Below are 20,922 nucleotides of genomic sequence, written 5' to 3' on the forward strand. Positions count from 1 at the left end.
GCGTTTTTTAAACGGAGAAGGTGAGATTCGAACTCACGCGGCGGTTGCCCGCCCTAACGCATTTCGAGTGCGTCCCCTTCAACCACTTGGGTACTTCTCCATGGTCGGGAAGACAGGATTTGAACCTGCGACCCCCACGTCCCGAACGTGGTGCTCTGCCAAGCTGAGCTACTTCCCGAAAAACGTCAGCATTGATATTATATATTAAAATAAAAAATTTGTCATTAAAAAATTTTAACCAATCAACAAAAAGTTTGGAAAAGGAAATTAATCTTTTTTTGTTGAATTATGTAGTAGGCAAATAAAAGAAAGGAGTCACATAACATTGAAGGTACAAAACATTGGCGATGACATCACATTAATTGATCTTTTTGACTTAGGATTAGAAAACAGAACAGGGGCTTACGTTCTTCACGAAAAAGAGCTGACCATCATCGAAACAAGCGCGAGCCCGTCTGTCCCATATTTATTAAAAGGTCTTGAAAGTTTAGGAATTGATCCGAAGGATGTTCAAAACATCATTGTTACGCACATTCATTTAGATCATTCGGGAGGTGTCGGGCTTTTTCTTGAACATTGCCCAAAAGCAAAAGTGTTCGTCCACCCCCGCGGGAAACGTCATTTGCAAGATCCATCGAGATTAATTGCCAGCGCCAAAACGGTGTATGGAGAGGAGCAATTTCAAAAATTGTTTGACCCGATTTTGCCCGTGCCAGAAGACCAGCTAGTTGTAAAAGAAGATTTGGAAACGCTTCAAGTAGGCGATGATCGCGTGCTGACATTTTATCACACACCAGGTCATGCGAATCACCATTTTTGTATACATGATTCCAAAAGCAACGGCATCTTTACCGGCGACACGATCGGGGTTTTTTATTCAATGCTCTTAGATTCAGACTTAGAGTTTTATTTGCCGTCTACTTCTCCTAACCAGTTCGATCCGGATAAAATGCTTGAATCATGCGAAAGAATCGAAGCATTAAACGTTTCGAAAATATTTTTCGGTCATTTTGGCATGAGCGAGCATCCAGAGGAAGTTTATAAACAGCTAAAATATTGGCTGGACATTTTTGTAGATCAAGGCAAAGCGGTTGTAAAAGAGCATGGAAGCTTGCCGTTTGAAGAAAAATCAAAGCTTCTATCTGATAGATTGTACAGCACGTTGCAAGATTACTTAAAGAAAAAACATATTTCCGAAGATCATCAAGTGCACGAGTATATAAAAATCGATATGGGCATTTGTGCGCAAGGGATTATTGATTACTTGCAAAAAGCAGAAAATAGATAAGGAGGCTTGTATGGAAAGAGATATACGCAAAATTAAAAATGTTGCGTTACAAACGAATAATCCTACCCATACTAATGCATTTGTGTTAGAACCTGGTAATTGGGAGGAATATGATCCGTTTTTAATGCTTGCGGAGGATATTTTTCAGCAAGGGACGTTTGACCTTCATCCCCATCGGGGAATCGAAACTGTCACATATGTAATTGACGGGATTTTAAAGCATTTTGATAACAAAAATGGATATGGCAAGCTAAAGCCGGGTGATGTTCAATGGATGACTGCTGGAAGAGGAGTAATCCATCAAGAAGATCCTGCACCTGGATCTACTGTTCACAGTCTAGAGCTGTGGGTTAATTTGCCGAGTTCAAAAAAACTGACCGCTCCCCGCTATCAAAATTTGAAAAGTGCTAACATGCCAGTTAGAAAAGAAAAAGGAGCGTTGATTCGGATTTTTTCTGGTTCGTCAAAAGGTATTCAAGCGCCGACTAAAAAATTACGTTCCTGTCTTGATGGTAGAAATGATTCTGGAACCTGATGCGTCTGTTCATCAAGATCTTCCGGGAAGCTATAATGGTTTTCTTTATATTTTGGAAGGAAAAGGCTTGTTTGGTGCGTCCAAAACAAAAGGGGAAAAAGGGCAAGTGCTGTTTTTAACAAAGGGTGCTGAGGGAGAGGAAAGCTTCATAACCGTCACAGCGGCAGACAAACTCCGGCTGCTTCTATATGCGGGAGAACCTCTCCATAACGGTCCGTTTGTTATGAACACGAAAGAAGAAATACGGCAAGCAATCGTCGACTATCAAACAGGAAAGTTTGAATGAAAGAGAATAACAGCTTGATAAACTCTCCGCCTTTTTTGCGCGGAAGGAGAGTATTTTTTGTAAATAAAAATTATTTCTCGGGAAAGCGCAAAATTCAACAATGATAAAGAAAAAACGAGAAAAAAGGTAGCATCTGTCGAATGGTTGTATATTGAAATGTTTTGTGTCAGATTATGTGACATAAATCATGTTTCGTTCTTGTTCGGCTTGTTACAATAAAGAGTAAATTAGTGGAGACAGTAGGTGATAAATATGCTGTTTTTAAAAAAATGGAATCGAGCAGCGGATCATGAAGAAGATAAACAAAAAAAACAGATGGAGGATTCGTTTGCGGCACAGGTGGAAGTTGCTGCGGATCAATTAAAAGGCGTCATTGAGCAAATGAAATTAACCGCTGTTTCCCTTGATGAACGATCTTCCTCGAGTAAAAAAAGCACGTTTCAGCTATTAGAGCATATTGAGCAGACCGCTCAAGACACAAATAACGTTTCAGAAAAGATGCGTAAAATTGAAGAGGCAGCTGTGAAAATCACAGCATCTTCCCAAGAGATACATTCCTCAAGCATATTATTTTATGAACAGCTCGTAAAATCGAAAACACAGCTGCAAAAAATACAAGAAGAAACGGAACAGCTGCGGCAAAATCATTTGAAAATTCTTGATCAAATGGATCGGCTCGTTTCTTTTTCCAAACAAATGGATCACATTCTTTCTTCGATTGGAGCGATTTCCCAAAAAACAAAAATACTTGCATTAAATGCAAATATCGAATCGGCAAGAGCCGGAATACACGGGAAAAGCTTCTCGGTCGTTGCAAATGAAATTGGAAATTTAGCAAACCAAACGCATGATGCGGTTGAAGAAACACATCAAATTCTTTCTTCGATTCAATCAGAAATTGAGTTTTCGACCAAAATGGTAAAATCGGAAAACGATCAGATGAAAAAGAATGTGGCTGAATTACTATCTTTAATTGATGTTATCCATTCCTTTCAAACATCGTTGGGCAAAATCACATCAATGGTATCGGATTCGAAAGACGCTGTCGAATTACAGTGTGATCATGTACAGGAAATTACTACGGTGCTCAAGCAAATATCAGATATGGCTCATGAAAATAAAACATATGCACTGAGAGTTTCAGAAGATATGGATAAGCAGCACCAGCATATTGAAGAGATGATTGCCATCAGCGAGACATTGGATCAAACCTCTAAAGAGCTGCAAACGTTAGTCAAAAGGGATCAGCTTCAACAAATTACTGAAATAGATTTGGCAAAAATCAATGAAATGAAAGAAAAAGTGATGAATCTTTTATCACAATTTCCATTGTATGAACTAGATGCGGATGTTCATAAAAAAGCATTGGATCAATTTTTTGAGGAGAACGAGCATATCGAAGCTATTTGGTCGAATCGACTGGACGGTACATTCGTTTATTCCAACCCTCCTGCAGGCTTAATAAATGCAAAAGCCCGTCCTTGGTTTATCGAAGCTAGTAAAAATAAAATCTTTATATCAAGCATCTATACATCTGCTGTTACAAAAAAACCGTGCATCACCATTTCCTTCCCCATTCATAAGAACGGAGACATCGTCGGGGTTATCGGTGTCGATTTAATAGTAAAATAAGCAGATGGTTTCAATCCTTTTTGAAACGATATAATTTTCGCCCTTTTATTTAAAAATGCGGTTTCACAACCGCGTTTTTCTTTTCTCTCAAACAAGAAAATTGAAAAAAAGAGAATGAATACTCAAAAAATTTTCAGAAAGATTAGCCTGTTTTTCTGCTCGATCCATCCGCTTCTCTTTAACTCCGCAACACAATGCTTAAAGCATTTTTTTAATGATGGATAAGAACATGTCTTTTTCCTCGCTTCCATTACGAGCCGCAAAATTTCCCCTTCGTTAAAGCCGTTTCTCTTGTTTATATGGAGCAAATAAAAACAAGTCAATAAAATCCAGACACACACTTCAGACAAATTTCCTTTGGCAAATTCTTTAAAAACGAATTCCGGGACTTGAAAATACCTATTTTTTACATTTTTATGTAGATACTGTTCAATAATTGATTCATGATGGTCTTTTTTATACTCATTATTAAATATGTAGAGAGGCAGTGAAAAATATTGTGCGTTACGATGTTCATAGAAAGAAGGATTTAATTCATTTGTCAACATCTTGACCCCCAAAAACCCTTTTGATCAGCATGAACGGGAAATATTTTCGTAGAATTGTTTATTTTTGGCCGGTGCCCGCTTTTGTTTCTTCCAGTTTGATAAGAAAGGAAATGACATCTGCAAGTGCTTGCCTATAAACTAGCAAATTTTGAGTATCCATCAAACAATAGATGGTTCCTTTTAAATCATCGCAATCGTTTTTGGCTATGCCCAGCTTTTTAAGCTTTTCTTCAAGCTCGTTGTATAGAGCTTTGAGCTCACGGTTTTGTCGATTTAACAAAGCTTGCTCAATTCGATTATAAGCGAATTCATTGAAAGCTTGCTCAAAGTTCATCTATGCTCACCCAACCCTTTGAAGATAAAAATGAATAAAAAATATTCATTTTTATAGTAATACAAAACGAATTGAAAGTAAAATAGGAAAACGTTAAACTATATTATAGATGAAGTAGCAAAGAAGGAATGTAACAGATGGAAATCAATAAAAAAATCGGAGAACAAATAAGAGAAGTGCGAAAAAAGTATAATATATCGATGGTTCAACTGACCGAGGATTTGGAAATTTCTCAGCCAAGGCTTTCTAGAATCGAAAATGGTGAACAAGAAATTCCTATTAGCCTCATTCAAAAATTTTGCCAAAGATTTAATATACCGATGGGAAGCTTTTTTAAAATGATCGATAACGAGGACATATCTCTTGTTGATGATCAAGTAGAACATATTCTTTCTACTTTAAATGATGAGCAAAAGAAAGCATTATATGTTTTTTTATCTTCTTTTCAAAAATAACCCTCCATCCATTGATCCCTTCATGAATTCGTGCCGAAAGGCAGACCGAAAATAAACGAACAAATGTTCCTTTTTATTTTACCATGTTTTGATAGTTTTTGGAAGCGGTGAGAATCCTCTTTATTTTATTTTTATGCATTAGCATTGCATAAATATAGTTAGAATTTTCTGTTAATTATTTTTTGTGAATTTGTGCCAAAAAGACAAAACCTAAAGAAAGGTGGCACTGTCCATTTGGTAAATATATACAGTTAAATCAGAGCGACAACGACAAAAGGGAGATTATGGACTGGCTCGCCCATCAAATTTTCGCAACCAAACATAAGCTGGTTTCCACAGAGCTCTCTTTAACCAACGAGTAATTCGAAGTAGGGATTTCTTACTTTTCATCTCCAATTGAATGAGAACATGTAAGCAATACGTGATCAGGGCTAAGAAAATTTGATTTTGAATAGCTGTTTCACTCATTCCATAAAAGTGCTTAATTTCTACGTGTTGCTTGAGCCATTTGAAAAAGAGTTCAATAGCCCAGCGAGATCGGTAAATATCACTTATCTCTTCTGGTTTTAAATCAAATCGGTTGGTGATGAAACGAAGTAAGTTCCCTTTTGTGTCCATAACTTCTAGTAGACGATAGACATTTTCAGTACGATTTTGTGTGGTACCAATGTAGACCATTTTATCGGATAGAACGTGACAATCATCAGGAAGTGAAAATGTATAGACTTCACGAATGACTGCGTTTTTCTTCAGTCTTGAAACGAAGAAATAGCCATCATCTGTCATCCGATCAAAACGTTCATAGTCCACATAACCGCGGTCAAACACATACATGGCTTCTTGATCATCCACTAGGACTTCGAGTTGATTTCGGTCATGTTCTTTTGCTGTCGTAATCACTGCTTTTTCAGGATAGACGGTGTCTTTATCCATGAAAACGAGCCGTAAGTGTAGCTTTACACCAGCTTTTGTTTGACGGAATTTTGCCCATTTATAATGGGTCAAATTCAACGGGAGTGTACTTGAATCAATGATTTTCAGTGGCATATTCTTTCCGTTTTTATAATGGTACCGTTGAATTTTCCAAACAAGATCCAAGAACAAATTTGCAAGAATTAGTGGGTGGATCTGATTGTTTTTTCGGGATAGCTGAGAGGCACTTATCGATTCAAATCCGAGTGCTTTTTGAAGATCTTCGTCTACAAGTGCATCACTCATTTCCTCTAAGCTCTTAAATTCGAGCAGCTGGGCTACCAATAAAAGTTTAATATAGGCTTCTGTTGTCAGCTTTTTTGTGTAATAGTCCTGTTTCAATTCTTTGACTTGTTCGCTAAGTTTTTGAATATTTATGGGTGAAACCCATTTACCAAATGATGAAATTAGTGTATTCTTGTCCATAATAGTTATCCTTTACGATTGGATTTGGACAGGAACCACCTGTACTTCCATTGTAAAGGATTTTTTTGTTTCGAAATCAATAAAAAATTGAACATTCTTAGTATTTTGAATCATCAGATTTAATTACTGCAATGCTAGTGTTGAAGTTTGAAAAAATTAATTTGCATGTATGAAAGGAGAAATAAGGAATAATAAAGTTTTTCGAGACGTAAAAGCAATGACGGGGTTTATTTTGTCTATATTATTGAGTTTTGCAGTAGTAATTCTTGTAGTACATAACAATAGTTTTTGGGTTGTTTTCGTTGTTATATCAATCATAGTTTCGACTTTAAGTGTATTTAGGGCTGATACGTTATACAAAGAAAATAAAGAACATAGTTGACGGCATTTACATTAAATAAGTAATGACGATCGTTTGCAACCTATATGCTGTTTTAAGGCATTGAACTCATTTGCTTTCAAAAAAATCTTTTTTTAGGATGGGAAAAAGAGAGCCGTGAATGTTCTCAAATGCCTTTGGCTCTCTATTGTTTCAACAGATTATGAATATTTTTTTACAAATTGCAATGATTTTTCAATAATCAACGGCTGGTCATGGTCGAGAGTTGCGACATGATAGCTGTTTTCTAATCGAATCAATTCTTTTTCTTTTGATGAGATGGTCTCATAGATCATTTGGGAATTATCAGGAGGTACAACGTGATCTTCATTAGAAACAAGAATGAGTGTCGGGCATGACACCTTATGAAGATTGTTTCTGACGATTTCCATTAATTTTAAAATTTCTTTGATAGAACGCACCGGCGTTTTTTCATAAGCAAGTTCTTTCACATTAGGGTTTTTTATATCCGAACCGATGGCCTCTAAAAATCTGGCATCTTCCAAATCTTTGGCCGATTCCATATCAGGAATTCGCAAAGCAGCATTGATTGGAATAATTCCCTTGATTTCGGGATATTGTTCCGCCATGTATAATGTTAACGTGCCTCCCATGGAAAGTCCCGCTACAAAAATCGTGTCGCACCGCTCTTTTAACCATTGGTAGCCTGCTTCAACGGACGAAATCCAATCTTGATAAACGGTTCTCTCCATGTCTTCATAATGTGTCCCATGTCCTTTTAGACGCGGGCCGCATACCGTATAGCCTGCCTTTCTAAACGCTTCTCCTAACGGACGCATGCTTTGGGTTGTTCCGGTAAAACCGTGCGAAACTAAAATGCCGATGGAATTCCCTTCAAAGTAAAAAGGTTCTGCTCCATTCATCACCGGATATTTTTCATTCACCTTGCTCCCCTCCAATGACATGATGAATATCAAACATACTAAGTATTCGTTGCTAACGTTACAAACTCCTTTTTTGAAAAAAAAGAAAGTGTCGTTTTGAAGAAGCGAGCCATATTTGCTTTTTGGTCTGTAAACCCTTCCTACCGCGTTGAGTTTTGCGTCTCCTGCCATTTGAAATCTCCTGGTACTCTTTTCCTTTTTCTTGTAGTAAAATTAATATGCATAGTCGTTTTTCAGCCAAAATTAGGCTTGGAAAAACTTTGCGGATGAATCAATAGTTTGTCGCTTCATGACCGCTTTTTCAAAAAAGCCTTTTTAGAAATGCAAATTTTTCGATTTTTACAAACGAACGGAGTTGATTAATATGACGTCCAAGACATATGAAATAGCATCCATCAATGTTGGAAAACCGAAAAGTTTTGTATATAACGGCAAAGAATTGCTGTCAGGCATTCAAAAAAAACCTGTTCATGAACCGGTATTTTTGTCGTTTCTTCATTTTTCCGGCGATGGCCAAGCCGATTTGGTTCATCATGGCGGAAAAGATAAAGCGGTATGTGTCTATTCGTATGATCATTATCCATTTTGGGAAAAGGAACTGGGCAGGCAGTTGGATTGGGCGGCGTTTGGCGAAAATTTAACGGTTAAAGGTTTAGTCGAAGAGGACGTTTGTATTGGAGATACATATCAACTTGGTGAAGCGATCGTGCAGGTCAGCCAGCCGCGGCAGCCATGCCATAAATTGGCGAAAAAACATGATATCGCAGATTTGCCGCTTCGTATACAAAACAGCGGGTACACCGGGTTTTATTTCCGGGTGTTGAAAGAAGGCTGGGTGGCGAAGGATTCTTGTTTGATGTTGTTGGACAGACATCCTCTTGCTGTATCGGTTTCCTTTGCAAACCGCATCTTGTACAAAGATCAATCCAATAAAGAGGGGATCGAGAAGATTCTTCGTGTAGAAGAGCTTTCGGACAGCTGGCGGGAAATGTTTCAAAAACGGCTGAACAGGATTAAAGTGGAGAAAAGCAATGTTGCAAATAACTGATATGTTTCGCGTATTAAAGAATCAATATCGATCAAATGGCTCCTCCCAATTTTGGCAGGGGCTTTTTATTATTTCATCTGATTCATTCAAAATAATCCTTAAAACGTTTGAAAATCGGCGGAAAACAAAAGCCGGATTCCTTCGCGTTTTAGGGAAGTTTGCTTTGAAATTCATTTTCTTTCATGATGTTTTACAAAAAAACGGATTGGGTCGATGTTCAAATAAAATGAATCAAAATACGGATTGACATGAAAGAAAAATCGCTATATAGTTACTCTTGTTAATTATTAGCATAGGTAACTAATTGGAAAAAGGAGAGACATGGAGATGCAAGGTTTTTTTACCGATATATCCGTTTATACCGGCCATTGATTAATAAATTAAACGACCTATTAGGCGAATTTGATCTGACGTATTCCTTATGGCAAGTGATTTTTTATGTGAAAAATTTCGGGCCTTGCACCCTGGTGGAAATTTCGAAATATTATCAAGTCGAAAAGCCTAATATTACAAGAACCGTCCGGCGTCTGGAAGAAAAAGGATTGTTGAAGCAGATTCCCGGAAAAGACAGGCGTGAAAAAATCATTCAGCTGACGGAAACAGGGGAAGACATTTATCGGAATTGCCGAGAAAAAATTACAGCATTAGAGTATCAAGTAATGTAATGAATAAAAAATATTCATTTTTATAGTAATACAAAACGAATTGAAAGTAAAATAGGAAAACGTTAAACTATATTATAGATGAAGTAGCAAAGAAGGAATGTAACAGATGGAAATCAATAAAAAAATCGGAGAACAAATAAGAGAAGTGCGAAAAAAGTATAATATATCGATGGTTCAACTGGCCGAGGATTTGGAAATTTCTCAGCCAAGGCTTTCTAGAATCGAAAATGGTGAACAAGAAATTCCTATTAGCCTCATTCAAAAGTTTTGTCAAAGATTTAATATACCGATGGGAAGCTTTTTTAAAATGATCGATAACGAGGACATATCTCTTGTTGATGATCAAGTAGAACATATTCTTTCTACTTTAAATGATGAGCAAAAGAAAGCATTATATGTTTTTTTATCTTCTTTTCAAAATAACCCTCCATCCCTTGATCCCTTCATGAATTCGTGCCGAAAGGCAGACCGAAAATAAACGAACAAATGTTCCTTTTTATTTTACCATGTTTTGATAGTTTTTGGAAGAGGTGAGAATCCCTCTTTATTTTATTTTTATGGAGAGTTGAATCACCACTTTTTAGATCCAGGCAAGTAACTGCCGGATCATATGCACAGTAAAAATGGAAAATACTGATGCATCGCCTTAAAATATTTTGCTAGAATTTAAGAAGCCAAAAAGTATGTTTGAACAAAACTATATAAGTTGATCTACTTTTCAAAAGCACAATCAAATGGAACTTCTGAACCATTTCAATAAAAATGACTCGAAAATCATTTAAACATTGTCGAAATATAGCGAGAAATATTTGGGATTTGAGTGGAATGGAAGTCGGCAGCGAAACATATTTATCTATAAAACGGAGCATAGCTGCTATGTTGATGCAGCTTCCTAGAAAATCTTACAGTTCTCAATGAAAGGTTTTTTAGAAGCTTGCCAATTTCATGGCGGGCCAAGCAAATTGATACAATAACAGCAGGACGAAAAATATGAAATGATGCTTAATGATTGACAGCCGCGCCATAAACTAATAAAATCGGATTGAAAATTCGGAATTTTTAGGAGGGGACTAAATGGAGAAATTTGAGAACTACAATAAAAGCTATATTAACGGACAATGGGTTGAAGGAAAAAGCGAAAGCATATTTGAAGATGTTAATCCTTATGATAATTCCCTCATCACAAAAGTGCGTTTAGCAACGAGAGAACAAGTGCAAGAAGCATTTGAAATCGCTCAACAGGCACAAAAAGAATGGGCGAAATCGTCTGTTGAAGAAAGAAAGGAAGTTATTCGAAAAGCAGCAGAATATTTAAAGTCTCATCAGGATGAAATTGTAAGCGTTATCACTCGTGAGACAGGCGGAACTGTTTTAAAGGCGAATGTAGAATTGCACTTGACGCTGGAGGTTCTCGAAGAAGCCTTGAACTATGCAGGAGCCATACATGAAGTCAGGGAAGTCCCAAGTGCAATTGAAGGGAAAGTGAACAAAATTTACCGTCTTCCGCTCGGAGTGATTTCATCGATATCACCGTTCAATTTCCCGATGAATTTATCGATGAGAACAATCGCTCCTGCGATTGCATTAGGAAACAGCGTTGTCCATAAACCGGATATACAGGTAGGTCTTGTTGGAGGCTCGATCATTGCGAAAGCATTTGAATATGCCGGACTTCCAAAAGGAGTCTTCAACATGATTTTAACCGATATTCCTGAAATCGGTGATGAAATGTTGACAAATCCGATTCCGCGCTTAATTAGTTTTACCGGCTCCACCGCCGTTGGCAGACATATCGGTGAAATTGCTGGCCGCAATTTGAAACGGGTTGCGCTGGAGCTTGGAGGCAACAGTCCGTTTGTCGTGCTGTCGGATGCCGACGTAGACCAGGCAGTGAACGCCGCTGTTTTCGGCAAGTTTATCCACCAAGGACAAATTTGTATGATCGTCAATCGCTTTATCGTTCATAAAGATCATTACGATGAATTTGTGGAAAAATTTGTTTCCAGAGCAAAATCTCTTCCTTATGGGAACCCTTCCGATCCCAATACGGTCATTGGACCATTAATCAATGAAACCCAGCTGAAAAAAGCTTTAAGCTACATTGAAGAAGCTAAGAAGGAAGGCGCAACACTTGTCTTAGAAGGGAAAAGAGAAGGAAACGTCCTCACTCCATTTGTCTTTACGAATGTCAAAAATTCAAGCAAGCTCGCGCAAACAGAAGTTTTTGCGCCCATCGCGACAATCATTAAGGCTGAATCAGATGAAGAAGCGATTGAAATGGCCAATGACACCGAATATGGTTTAAGTTCTTCTATTTTCACCAGCGACTTGAATAGAGGGGAACAGCTTGCGTTGTCCATTGATTCAGGCATGACCCATATCAATGACCAAACAGTCAATGATGCTCCAAATATTCCATTCGGCGGAAACAAAGGAAGCGGTTTAGGACGTTTCGGAAATCCATGGGTTGTCGACGAATTTACCGTGACAAAATGGGTTTCAGTTCAAGAAAAAGAGCGTCAATTTCCGTTTTAATGATGACCACTCCCTATACATTGTGTAGGGAGTGATTTATGTGCGCCCGGCATGGGTGTAATCTATAGGGTGAAAGTCCCGAGCTGCGAAGGCAGAAGTAGCAGTTAGCTTAACGCAAGGGTGTCCGTGGTGACGCGGAATCTGAAGGAAGCGAGCGGCAAACTTTAAGGTCTCTCGGAACACGAACTTCATATGAGGCTAGGTATCACTGGGTGAGTTTGCAAGACAAAACAAAGCCCTTTCTGCCGAAGGTGATACAGAGTAAATGAAGCAGATGGATGGAAGGAAAGATTACACTCTTACCCGGGGAGGTCTGGCTGGCACGCCAAGTAACCTTGGTAACCTATCTAGTGATAGATAGCTGAACAGTCAGAAGTCAGCAGAGGTCATAGTATTAGTTGGTCTAGAACAACTAAGAAGGACCGAACAATTAAGAGAGAATAGCCCTTGGCATTCAGTGAGTCATGATGAACACAGAAAACGTAGTACCTCACTTGAGGAAGGAAGCGGTGAATCCCGTGGGAGACCTCTTGGAGGGTGGAGTGACCACTGGCATAAAGAGAACAGCTATTCACGGAAGTTATAAAGACTTGCGTCAATTATCTTAATTGAACCGCCGTATACCGAACGGTACGTACGGTGGTGTGAGAGGACGGGAGTTAATCGCTCCCTCCTACTCGATTTGCTAGTTCTATATGAAGAGCTTCAATACCTCAAAAGGTTGAATAGAAGAGTCAGGCTATAACAACCTCTTTTCTTCTATAGATATAAATACTAACTATTTGTCGTTTGATGTCAGCATGCCCCTTTCCTTCTTCTATTATTAAATACTAACTGATAGAAAGTAAACTATTGATTGCTTGATCTGTCCAGCAAGCATATGATCTATCCGACTTTTAAAGTTTGCGAAATGATTGAACGAATCAATGAGAAAATCGGCTGTCAAGCAGGTATATTGAATATGTAATTTGGCATTATATTTGACAGAAGTTGGATTAATAATAGAGAGAGCTTTATTATGCTCACAGACCGAAAAAATGTTTAAATTTTTAAGCGAACTCATGTTATAATTGTTTCAACACTTGTCATTTTGCGAGGCAGAATGCAAAACTCTGAACAATCTTTGGAGTGGCTTTCCCAAAAAGTTTTAAAAGGTTGGATATTTCCCAATTTGATAAAACAGTCAAAAACAGGAATTCATAATCAGGAGCTTGTCAACAATAAATTATTAGAATATTCGGAAAATACACCGTGTATTTGACGAACTTTTGCACGATAAAACCTAATCATTGTCAGTTCACTCAAAGGAACAGCATTTGCTGTATACATAGTAAAGTAAAGAAGGAGGATTTTTATTGGAAACGATTCAAAAGATGTTTGAGCACTTGCATTGGGCGAACGAGCGTATATTAGACACTTTGCAAAAGATTGAAGGGGAAAATAATGGGGCGCTGCGCTTGTTTTCGCATATTCTTTTAACTGAAAAACTATGGTTTACAAGATTACAAGGATTGGACAGCTCACACATTGCGATTTGGGAGGATGTACATATAGATGCCTGTGCAGAACTTGCAAAACAAAATGAACAGAGCATTACATCGTTTTTGAAAAATTTGACGAATCGTGATTTAGACAACATTGTCACTTACAGAAACAGTAAAGGAATCGAGTTTCAAAATACATTAAGGGAAATTTTAACTCATGTCGCTTTGCACGGACATTACCATCGAGGACAGATCAACTTGAGACTGCGATCTGAACGGCATGAACCAGTGAACGTTGATTTTATCACATTTGTAAGATAAGCTCCAAGACAGTTTGCCAAAATTATGTTTATTGTTCATAAATGAAGCAAATAGGGGAGGAAAATAGGTATGGCAAATGTAGGTTCTATTATGACTTGGACGTTTTATGAAGAGACAGATGTTCCAAAAGAAGTGGAGGAAATTTTAATTGAAGGGGAAACTGCGGAAGCTGCGTATAAAACGGTTCGAGATGTTGCGGTCGTGACGAACAAAAGAATAATCATTGCCGATCGTCAAGGAATTACAGGTAAAAAAGTGGAAATCTACACCATTCCATTTAAATCGATTGTCATGTATTCTTCTGAAAATGGAGGAAAGATTGACCTTAATGCAGAACTCGAACTATGGACTAGGGCAGGGAAATTCAAATTATTATTAAATAAAAAAGTGAATATTCGGAAGCTTGATCGAATTATTGCAAGTCATATTCTGTAGTTGTACTCTTTAAATCAAAAGAATTTTTATATTTTACAAAAATAAATAAATATAACATTTACAATGCTGCACTAAGAGATTTTTGAATCAATAGGTGCAATAAAATGCAAAGATTGTTAAGAACATTTAAAATTGCTTCTATGAAATTTTTCATATAGAATGATTGTTTGAGAGCAATAGCACCTATAAAATTTCTTAAATCTCGGTGCTTTTTTTGTTTTTTCAATACTAGGATGACGCTTTAAATTCCGCTTTTTAAAAAAAGTATCCCGCTTATCTGCAAAGTTCTTTGGCATATTACTCCACCGTCTTCAAAAAACAGTTTTAATATTTTACTAAAAAAACTGTTCCGTTCTGTTCAAAATGGTTCCACAGAGTAAAAATAATTGTCTAACCTTCTTTATTTGTTTATGATGTAAGCAAATAAGATAAGGTGTGTGAAACATGGAAGCTTTGTTTAATTGGGAGTTAGTGATTTCATCTGTCGTCATGGCAATCATTGCTTCTTTTTTTTCTGTTCACATGATTCAGAACATACAGGTGTCTACTGAAAAGGATAAGTGGTTATACATAATGTTAGGAACGATATGGGTAGGGTTAGGAATTTGGTCGATGCAATTTATTGACATGCTCGGTGATGATTTATATTTGATTGCAACGTATTACACCGTCTATACGCTATTATCTTTTTTGCTAGGGATCATTGCATCATTCGCTGCTTTTTCCATGAAAGATAAACAAAAAAATGTTTCTAATGCAGCGGCGATTTCGATTGTAGTGGGTTTAAGTATTTTTGTAATATATTATATTGGTATAAAATCATTGAAAGGGAATGAATATGACGGATTTTATTCCGTTCTTTCTAACTTAATCGCTTTTGTTTTAGCGGGAGCATTGATTGCCTTTTTCCATCACAATAAGCGATCTCAAAAGCTTCAAATGAAAACGATCATAATACTTTCAATTGTTTTGGGATTGGGTATTTTCATTTTTCAATACACGGTAATGAATGAAATAAAAAAAGCTGGATTATTCATATATGAGCAGATTTATTCGATTTCTACATTGCTGGCAAATCAACTCCTCCTTTCAATCATTATGATTTTTATGATTTTTGCATTTGTTCAAAAAGAAAAAAACAAGCTAGAAAGAAAGCTTGAAACAACAAATCTATATTACGGATCATTGATTACGTATAATCCGTATATCGTTTTCATCATTAATATCGACGGAATGATTACGAATATAAATCCTAAAGGATTAGAAATCTTAAAAGCAAAAAAAGAACAAATGATTCATCAATCGATTTTTTCGTTTTTGCCTCAAGACGATGCCGAAAGGGTAAAACAGAAAATGAATCGTTTGTTGGAGCACAACGAAAATGAAATGGAAGTTTCGTTTAAAAATAGTAAAGGTGAATGGATTCCTTTACTTTTAACGTTTGTCCCTATGATCGTTGAAGGAAAAAATGAAGGTTTTTTCGTCATCGCCAAAGATATGAAAGAATTAAAACAATATCAAAAACGACTTCGAAAAATGCAGAAAGATTTAATGAATACATTAGAACGCCAGCAAGGAATGACATTTAAGTTCGTCAAAATAAACGATCAGTTTATCCATACGTTATGTGCAGGGGAATTGCTCTATAAACTTGGCTATTCTCCCCATGAGATTATTGGAAAGGATTTGCGGGATTTTTTGCCGAAAGAAGTCGCTGAAGGGCAGCTTCGAGCTTATCAGAAAGCCTGGAATGGCGAGATTGTCCATTTTGAGGGAAAGCTGAACGGATATGATTACTTGGCTGTGTTAAGTCCGGTTATAGAAAATGGAAAAGTTGTTGAAGTCATCGGTTCTTGTGTAGACATAACCGTCAGAAAAGAGCAGGAAATGAAATTAAATGAGTCGAATGCACTAAGACGGACGATTATTGACAATCTGCCAATCGGAATTGTTGTGATTGATCATGAAATGAAGATTATCGCCTTAAATAAGACGATATTGAAAATTTTTCAAATCAATGAGCCAATAAAACAGCTGATTGGGAAAAGCATCACAAATTATTTTCCAGCCGTTGGCCGAAAGGTCGAAGAAAACATAGGGGAAGTGTCAAAGATTTTCACGCCCTATAAGCATTTCTCTGATGAAGTGAACATCAAAAATAGTAAAATCTTGAAAAGAAGTTATTTTCCTTTTTATATGGACGGGAAACTGAAAGGCCATTTATGGACGTTTGAAGATATAACAGAACAAAAGAAAATGGAAAACAGCATTATTCAGGCGAAAGAAGAAGCCGTCAAAGCGAATATGGCGAAATCGGAATTTTTATCGAAAATGAGTCATGAATTAAGAACGCCGTTAAATGGAATCCTTGGTTTTTCTCATTTGTTGGAACTAGATAAAACGTTAACGGAGCAGCAGCAAGCATTTGTGGAAGAAATTTTAAAAGGAGGCCGCCATTTATTAAATTTGATTAATGAAATTTTAGATCTTTCCAGAATTGAAACAGGAAAAATAAAAATTTCAAATGACGAAGTACAAATTGATTCGGTCATATGTGAATGTATAGCATTGATGAAGCCAGCAGCAAACAAAAAAAGGATCAAAATCATCAAAAGCATTGCTCAGTGTGTGGATCAAATGATCCACATTGACTCGTTAAGATTAAAACAAGTCATTTTAAATTTGTTAGATAACGCGATTAAATATAATGTTGAAGGTGGACAGATCCATATAACCTGTAAATGTCAAAACGGATTTCTAGTTATTCACATAATTGATACCGGCATCGGGATATGCGAAGAAGAATTGAAAAAAATATATGAACCTTTTTATCGTATTCAACATGTGCAAGTTGAAGGAACCGGTCTCGGACTTTCACTTGTAAAGCAACTGATAGAGCTGATGAACGGGGAATTTGGGGTTGTTAGCAAAATAGGAGAAGGAAGTGACTTTTGGATTAAACTGCCGGTGTTGAATCGAGAAACGAATCATGCTGTTAAGAAAGATCTAGAACACAGGCAGCACCATTAAAATATATATAAACTGTTTTCTATGTTTACGGAAAATGCCGCATGAGTTATGGGAAAATTGTTATTTTGTTCAAATAGGTTAAAAGAGTTCCAGTTAATGTGCTGGAAATGTTGGAATTTAATGACTGACCGTTCAGTTGCCTTGTTACAAAGCGTTTTGCAATATTCAATATGCAAAAGTAAAAGGTTTGATGAAAATCAAAGCTTTTTTCATTCCAGTGATAATGAAAACCTTTTCTTAAGCAAAAGATATCATCTTGTGAAAACACAGGAAATGGGAATTATAAAAAACTTTATTAGACGAACACGTCAAACTCGCCGGCAATGTCGGTAAAAGCAGAAGAATTTCATACTTGAACAGGAGGCTTGCTAATCACAGCAGCTTCTTTTTTTCATAAATACAATTTCCTAGTTACAAAATCATGAATACAAGACAATGACGATTCTGAAGCTTTTCCCTTTGGCTTCAAACATCTGCTAAAAAAAGGAAATAATTTTAGCATGATTATTTAGTCATAGGTCTTTTTTGCTATTATTTTTAGTCAAAAAGAACTATTAAGGCAATATTTGTAAGTTTGTATAAAAAAGTCGTAAAATGTCGGATTTTTGACATATTCTGTCCTCTATCATTTTTCTTAAGTCAAAATACGTTCCTCTCATGCTGGAGGCTGGTTAGACAATAAGTTGGAATACAGTTACATTGAACATAGAACAAAAATATTATAAAACATGGCAAGGGAGGGAAAAGATGAGAAACAGTGCAGCCAATAAAATGGAATCAGTTTATCAACCGATTTGGGATTTAAATAATTGGAATGTATTTGGATATGAGGCATTTTTAACCTTTCCAGATGGCCAAATGGACATAGAAAAAATATATGAACTGGCACGGGGAAAAGGATGTCTTTATGAACTGAACATAAAGGCGATATTAAATGCGATTACGTGTTTTCCGATTGAACGTTTGGATGATTCATTAATATTCGTCAATCTTTTCCCTTCCACACTCATTCATCATCAATTCGAAAAATTTGTCGAGCGGTTATTGAAACAATATCCTCAAATACAAGAAAAAGTTGTATTTCAAATAAATCATACACCAAGTGAAAAGCATATATGGGACTTGCCAGATTTAAAAGATAAAATAAACATGTTAAAGAAAAACGGTTTTGATGTAGCGTTATATGGTGTTGGAAATGGAACGGCTGTTTTACAACAAATTGTTGATTTTTCAGCAAGCTATATTAAACTTGATCGGCATTTTACTAAAGAATTATATCGTTCTAAAGAAAAACAGCACATTGTCTCGCTTTTAGTGCAATATGCAAAACAACAAACTACTATTATCTTGGAAGGAATCGAAAAGGAAATGGACTTAGCTAAGGCAAAATTGTTAAAAGTTCCTGTTGGCCAAGGAAATTTATTAGGAAAACCAGAAAAATCAGCCGTCCACACCATTGAAGATATTTTTCGATAAGCACTCCGACCGATGAATGAACATGTTTCTCCTGAATTTTATATGGAGAGGTAGATGCAAATGAATCAGTCAGTTTTAGCGAAAGGAAAAAACATACAGGAAGCGATCGAACTAGGTTTGAGTATTTTAGGAACTGATAAGGAGAAAGTTTCGATTGAAATCATCGAAAAAGGCGGCAAAGGATTTTGGAAAATTGGTTCTAAACAGGCGATCGTCAGACTAACAAAGCTGGATGATCAGGAAACATCTTCTAAGCAAAGGTCTATAAAACAGGATCCCTTAGAACAGACCATTGATTCGTTAGAAATCGAATCATTTGCAAGCTCTGAACCAATAAAAGAAAATCCATTAGAAGGTAAAGTGTGGGTAAAAGATGGAAAATTATATTGCCAGCCAACTTCAAATAAATACCCGACCGTTACTGTTGGAAAAGGAATAAAGTTGTATAAGAATGGTCAACTCATTACAGGAACGACGATCGTAACCGAAATGGATGAGTATAAAATTCAAACGGATGAAGTTGTAACGGAAGGTAAATGGGATATTACACTCGACTCTGACAAACTGCATGTTTTACTGCAAATAGAACCAGGGGTTCGAAAAACGTATAAAGTGAAAGATATCGAACCTAGTGAGCATATTGTATTAGAAGGAGAAGAAATTGTTGAAACGATTCCAGCAGTTGATTACAATCAAATTTTAAAAAAACTAGAAGAGCTGCGAGTTATTCATGGATTTAACCATAACGAGATTATTAAAGCCATTCATGCGGACCGGCCAGGAACATTTACAATTGCATCTGGCATGAAACCGAAAGAAGGGGAAAATGGAAAAATCGAGCTTCTCGTTGATTTAAATAAAGGAGCAAAAGTGAAAGAAAAAGAAGACGGAACCGTCGATTTTCGTGAAAAACAGGAGTTCCCTTCAGTTGAAAAAGGACAGGTCATTGCTATTGTACATCCTCCTGTCCCTGGAATACCTGGAATTACGGTTACGAACGAACCTTTACCACCTAAACCGACATATCCGCTTACGATTCAGCCGGGAAAGGGAATCGCTCTTATCGAGCAAGGTAAAAAAATTTTAGCTACAGAAACGGGGCGTCCTCTCATTGAACAAAGGGGATTAATCGTCAGAGTATCTATATTGCCAAAACTTGTACATTCTCATGATGTGAATTTATTATCAGGAAACATTCGTTTTAAGGGTGATCTGGACATTCTTGGCAATGTGGAAGAGGGAATGGTTGTAGAGGCGGATGGAAACATTTTGATTCAAAAAAATGTATATGGAGCTACAATTTCATCGAAAAATGCCATTGCCGTTCATGGAAGCTTTATTAAAAGCACAATCTCAGCAGGAAAACAAAATATTTATTCATCCGAGCTCATTCGATTATTAACAAGCATTCAAGAACAAATGGATCAATTGATCAAATCCATTTATCAAGTCATTAAGCTCCCTGCATATAAAATGTCAGACTATTCATCAAAAGGATTACAGCCGTTAATAAAAATTTTGCTTGAAAAAAAGTTCAATAATTTGCTTACGCTTGTAAAGCAATATATTGCGACCTGCAATAATGGGAGTCATATTTTAGAGCTGGAATGGCTAACAATTAGCGAACAATTAAGACTATGTTTCCTTTCACCTGCTGTAAATGAATACCATACGATCGAAAAAATCAATCAGCTCATGCAAAAAATAACTGAACTGTTAGAGCGGCAAAAAAATGAACAGGATGATCACTGTTTTGTCAAACTAAAGTATGCTCAAAATAGCACCATTTATTCCCGAGGGGACATTTTTATAACTGGACAAGGCTGTTTTAACAGCAAAGTGTATGCTGGTGGAACGATCGCCATAAAAAATGTCCTCAGAGGCGGGGAAATATTTTCCGAAAAAGAGGTCATGGTGAGAGAGAGCGGTTCAGAAAGCGGGGTTATGACAAAAATCAGCGTGCCAAGCAATGGAAAAATTATCATTGATCATGCCAATGAAGGGACAATCATCGAAATAGGAAAAATGAAGCATGTGTTTCATGAAGGGAAAAGAAACATAATAGCGAAATTAGATAAAAATGGAAATCTTGTATTTTAGCGACATAAAAACAGTTGACGTTTGAAAAAGGACGTGCCGTTTATAAAAAGATTTTTCAGCAAAACGAA

The 20,922-nt window shown here is 36.7% G+C and carries 16 protein-coding genes, 2 tRNA genes and 1 pseudogene; 13 read left to right on the forward strand and 6 right to left on the reverse strand.

Annotated elements, in window-relative coordinates; all coding sequences use genetic code 11:
- Nucleotides 1-12: 12 nt before the first annotated feature.
- Both NSQ44_RS08375 and NSQ44_RS08380 read right to left on the reverse strand, forming a co-directional pair.
- A tRNA-Ser gene (locus tag NSQ44_RS08375) sits at nt 13-100 on the reverse strand.
- A 1-nt stretch (nt 101) separates the two neighbouring features.
- Nucleotides 102-178: transfer RNA gene (locus NSQ44_RS08380), tRNA-Pro, on the reverse strand.
- A gap of 141 nt (nt 179-319) precedes the next feature.
- Between NSQ44_RS08380 and NSQ44_RS08385 the strand changes: the two genes are divergently transcribed.
- From NSQ44_RS08385 to NSQ44_RS08395, 3 genes and pseudogenes are all read left to right on the forward strand, one after another.
- Nucleotides 320-1,288 carry an MBL fold metallo-hydrolase gene (locus tag NSQ44_RS08385; protein ID WP_445659527.1) on the forward strand — a complete coding sequence of 323 codons (969 nt, stop codon included), beginning with the start codon at nt 320-322 and terminating at the stop codon, nt 1,286-1,288.
- Between the two features lie 10 nt (nt 1,289-1,298).
- Nucleotides 1,299-2,109, forward strand: a pseudogene (locus tag NSQ44_RS08390) (pirin family protein).
- A 252-nt stretch (nt 2,110-2,361) separates the two neighbouring features.
- On the forward strand, nt 2,362-3,741 hold the full coding sequence (locus NSQ44_RS08395; RefSeq protein WP_340856500.1) for a methyl-accepting chemotaxis protein: 1,380 nt from the start codon (nt 2,362-2,364) through the stop codon (nt 3,739-3,741).
- 122 nt (nt 3,742-3,863) lie between these two features.
- Here the strand turns inward: NSQ44_RS08395 and NSQ44_RS08400 are convergent, their stop codons facing one another.
- Together NSQ44_RS08400 and NSQ44_RS08405 are read right to left on the reverse strand one after the other, a co-directional pair.
- Entirely contained in the window at nt 3,864-4,289 is a 426-nt protein-coding gene (locus NSQ44_RS08400) for a hypothetical protein (RefSeq protein ID WP_340856501.1), read from the reverse strand.
- Nucleotides 4,290-4,347: 58 nt separating this feature from the next.
- The gene (locus tag NSQ44_RS08405; RefSeq protein WP_063389581.1) at nt 4,348-4,623 is read right to left on the reverse strand and encodes a hypothetical protein; all 276 of its coding nucleotides are present in this window, start codon (nt 4,621-4,623) and stop codon (nt 4,348-4,350) included.
- Between the two features lie 137 nt (nt 4,624-4,760).
- Between NSQ44_RS08405 and NSQ44_RS08410 the strand changes: the two genes are divergently transcribed.
- Nucleotides 4,761-5,078 carry a helix-turn-helix domain-containing protein gene (locus tag NSQ44_RS08410; RefSeq protein WP_340856502.1) on the forward strand — a complete coding sequence of 106 codons (318 nt, stop codon included), beginning with the start codon at nt 4,761-4,763 and terminating at the stop codon, nt 5,076-5,078.
- A gap of 282 nt (nt 5,079-5,360) precedes the next feature.
- Here the strand turns inward: NSQ44_RS08410 and NSQ44_RS08415 are convergent, their stop codons facing one another.
- Both NSQ44_RS08415 and NSQ44_RS08420 read right to left on the reverse strand, forming a co-directional pair.
- Entirely contained in the window at nt 5,361-6,476 is a 1,116-nt protein-coding gene (locus NSQ44_RS08415; RefSeq protein ID WP_340856503.1) for an IS4 family transposase, read from the reverse strand.
- 540 nt (nt 6,477-7,016) lie between these two features.
- Nucleotides 7,017-7,760 (reverse strand): alpha/beta hydrolase, encoded by a 744-nt coding sequence (locus NSQ44_RS08420; RefSeq protein ID WP_340856504.1) that lies wholly within the window; start codon nt 7,758-7,760, stop codon nt 7,017-7,019.
- Nucleotides 7,761-8,124: 364 nt separating this feature from the next.
- On the opposite strand from NSQ44_RS08420, the gene NSQ44_RS08425 reads away from it, so the two are divergent.
- The 9 genes from NSQ44_RS08425 (at nt 8,125) to NSQ44_RS08465 (ending at nt 20,854) form a co-directional block, all read left to right on the forward strand.
- The gene (locus tag NSQ44_RS08425; protein WP_340856505.1) at nt 8,125-8,808 is read left to right on the forward strand and encodes an MOSC domain-containing protein; all 684 of its coding nucleotides are present in this window, start codon (nt 8,125-8,127) and stop codon (nt 8,806-8,808) included.
- Between the two features lie 368 nt (nt 8,809-9,176).
- A complete protein-coding gene (locus tag NSQ44_RS08430) occupies nt 9,177-9,473 on the forward strand; it encodes a MarR family winged helix-turn-helix transcriptional regulator (RefSeq protein ID WP_340856506.1) in 297 nt (98 codons plus the stop codon).
- Nucleotides 9,474-9,579: 106 nt separating this feature from the next.
- Nucleotides 9,580-9,951, forward strand: a complete 372-nt coding sequence (locus NSQ44_RS08435) for a helix-turn-helix domain-containing protein (RefSeq protein ID WP_340856507.1) — start codon at nt 9,580-9,582, stop codon at nt 9,949-9,951.
- A 596-nt stretch (nt 9,952-10,547) separates the two neighbouring features.
- Nucleotides 10,548-12,008 (forward strand): aldehyde dehydrogenase family protein, encoded by a 1,461-nt coding sequence (locus tag NSQ44_RS08440; RefSeq protein ID WP_327873946.1) that lies wholly within the window; start codon nt 10,548-10,550, stop codon nt 12,006-12,008.
- Nucleotides 12,009-13,363: 1,355 nt separating this feature from the next.
- A complete protein-coding gene (locus tag NSQ44_RS08445; RefSeq protein WP_340856508.1) occupies nt 13,364-13,813 on the forward strand; it encodes a DinB family protein in 450 nt (149 codons plus the stop codon).
- Between the two features lie 69 nt (nt 13,814-13,882).
- Nucleotides 13,883-14,248: a PH domain-containing protein gene (locus NSQ44_RS08450; protein WP_063389575.1), complete on the forward strand. Its 366-nt coding sequence runs from the start codon at nt 13,883-13,885 to the stop codon at nt 14,246-14,248.
- A gap of 444 nt (nt 14,249-14,692) precedes the next feature.
- Nucleotides 14,693-17,278 (forward strand): PAS domain S-box protein, encoded by a 2,586-nt coding sequence (locus NSQ44_RS08455; protein ID WP_340856509.1) that lies wholly within the window; start codon nt 14,693-14,695, stop codon nt 17,276-17,278.
- 747 nt (nt 17,279-18,025) lie between these two features.
- Complete coding sequence (locus NSQ44_RS08460) at nt 18,026-18,754, forward strand: EAL domain-containing protein (RefSeq protein ID WP_340856510.1); 729 nt, start codon at nt 18,026-18,028, stop codon at nt 18,752-18,754.
- Nucleotides 18,755-18,814: 60 nt separating this feature from the next.
- The gene (locus tag NSQ44_RS08465; RefSeq protein WP_340856511.1) at nt 18,815-20,854 is read left to right on the forward strand and encodes a flagellar assembly protein A; all 2,040 of its coding nucleotides are present in this window, start codon (nt 18,815-18,817) and stop codon (nt 20,852-20,854) included.
- The last annotated feature ends 68 nt before the right edge of the window (nt 20,855-20,922 follow it).

The sequence above is a fragment of the Aeribacillus sp. FSL M8-0254 genome (genome assembly GCF_038008845.1).
Taxonomy (GTDB): Bacteria; Bacillota; Bacilli; order Bacillales; family Aeribacillaceae; genus Aeribacillus; species Aeribacillus composti.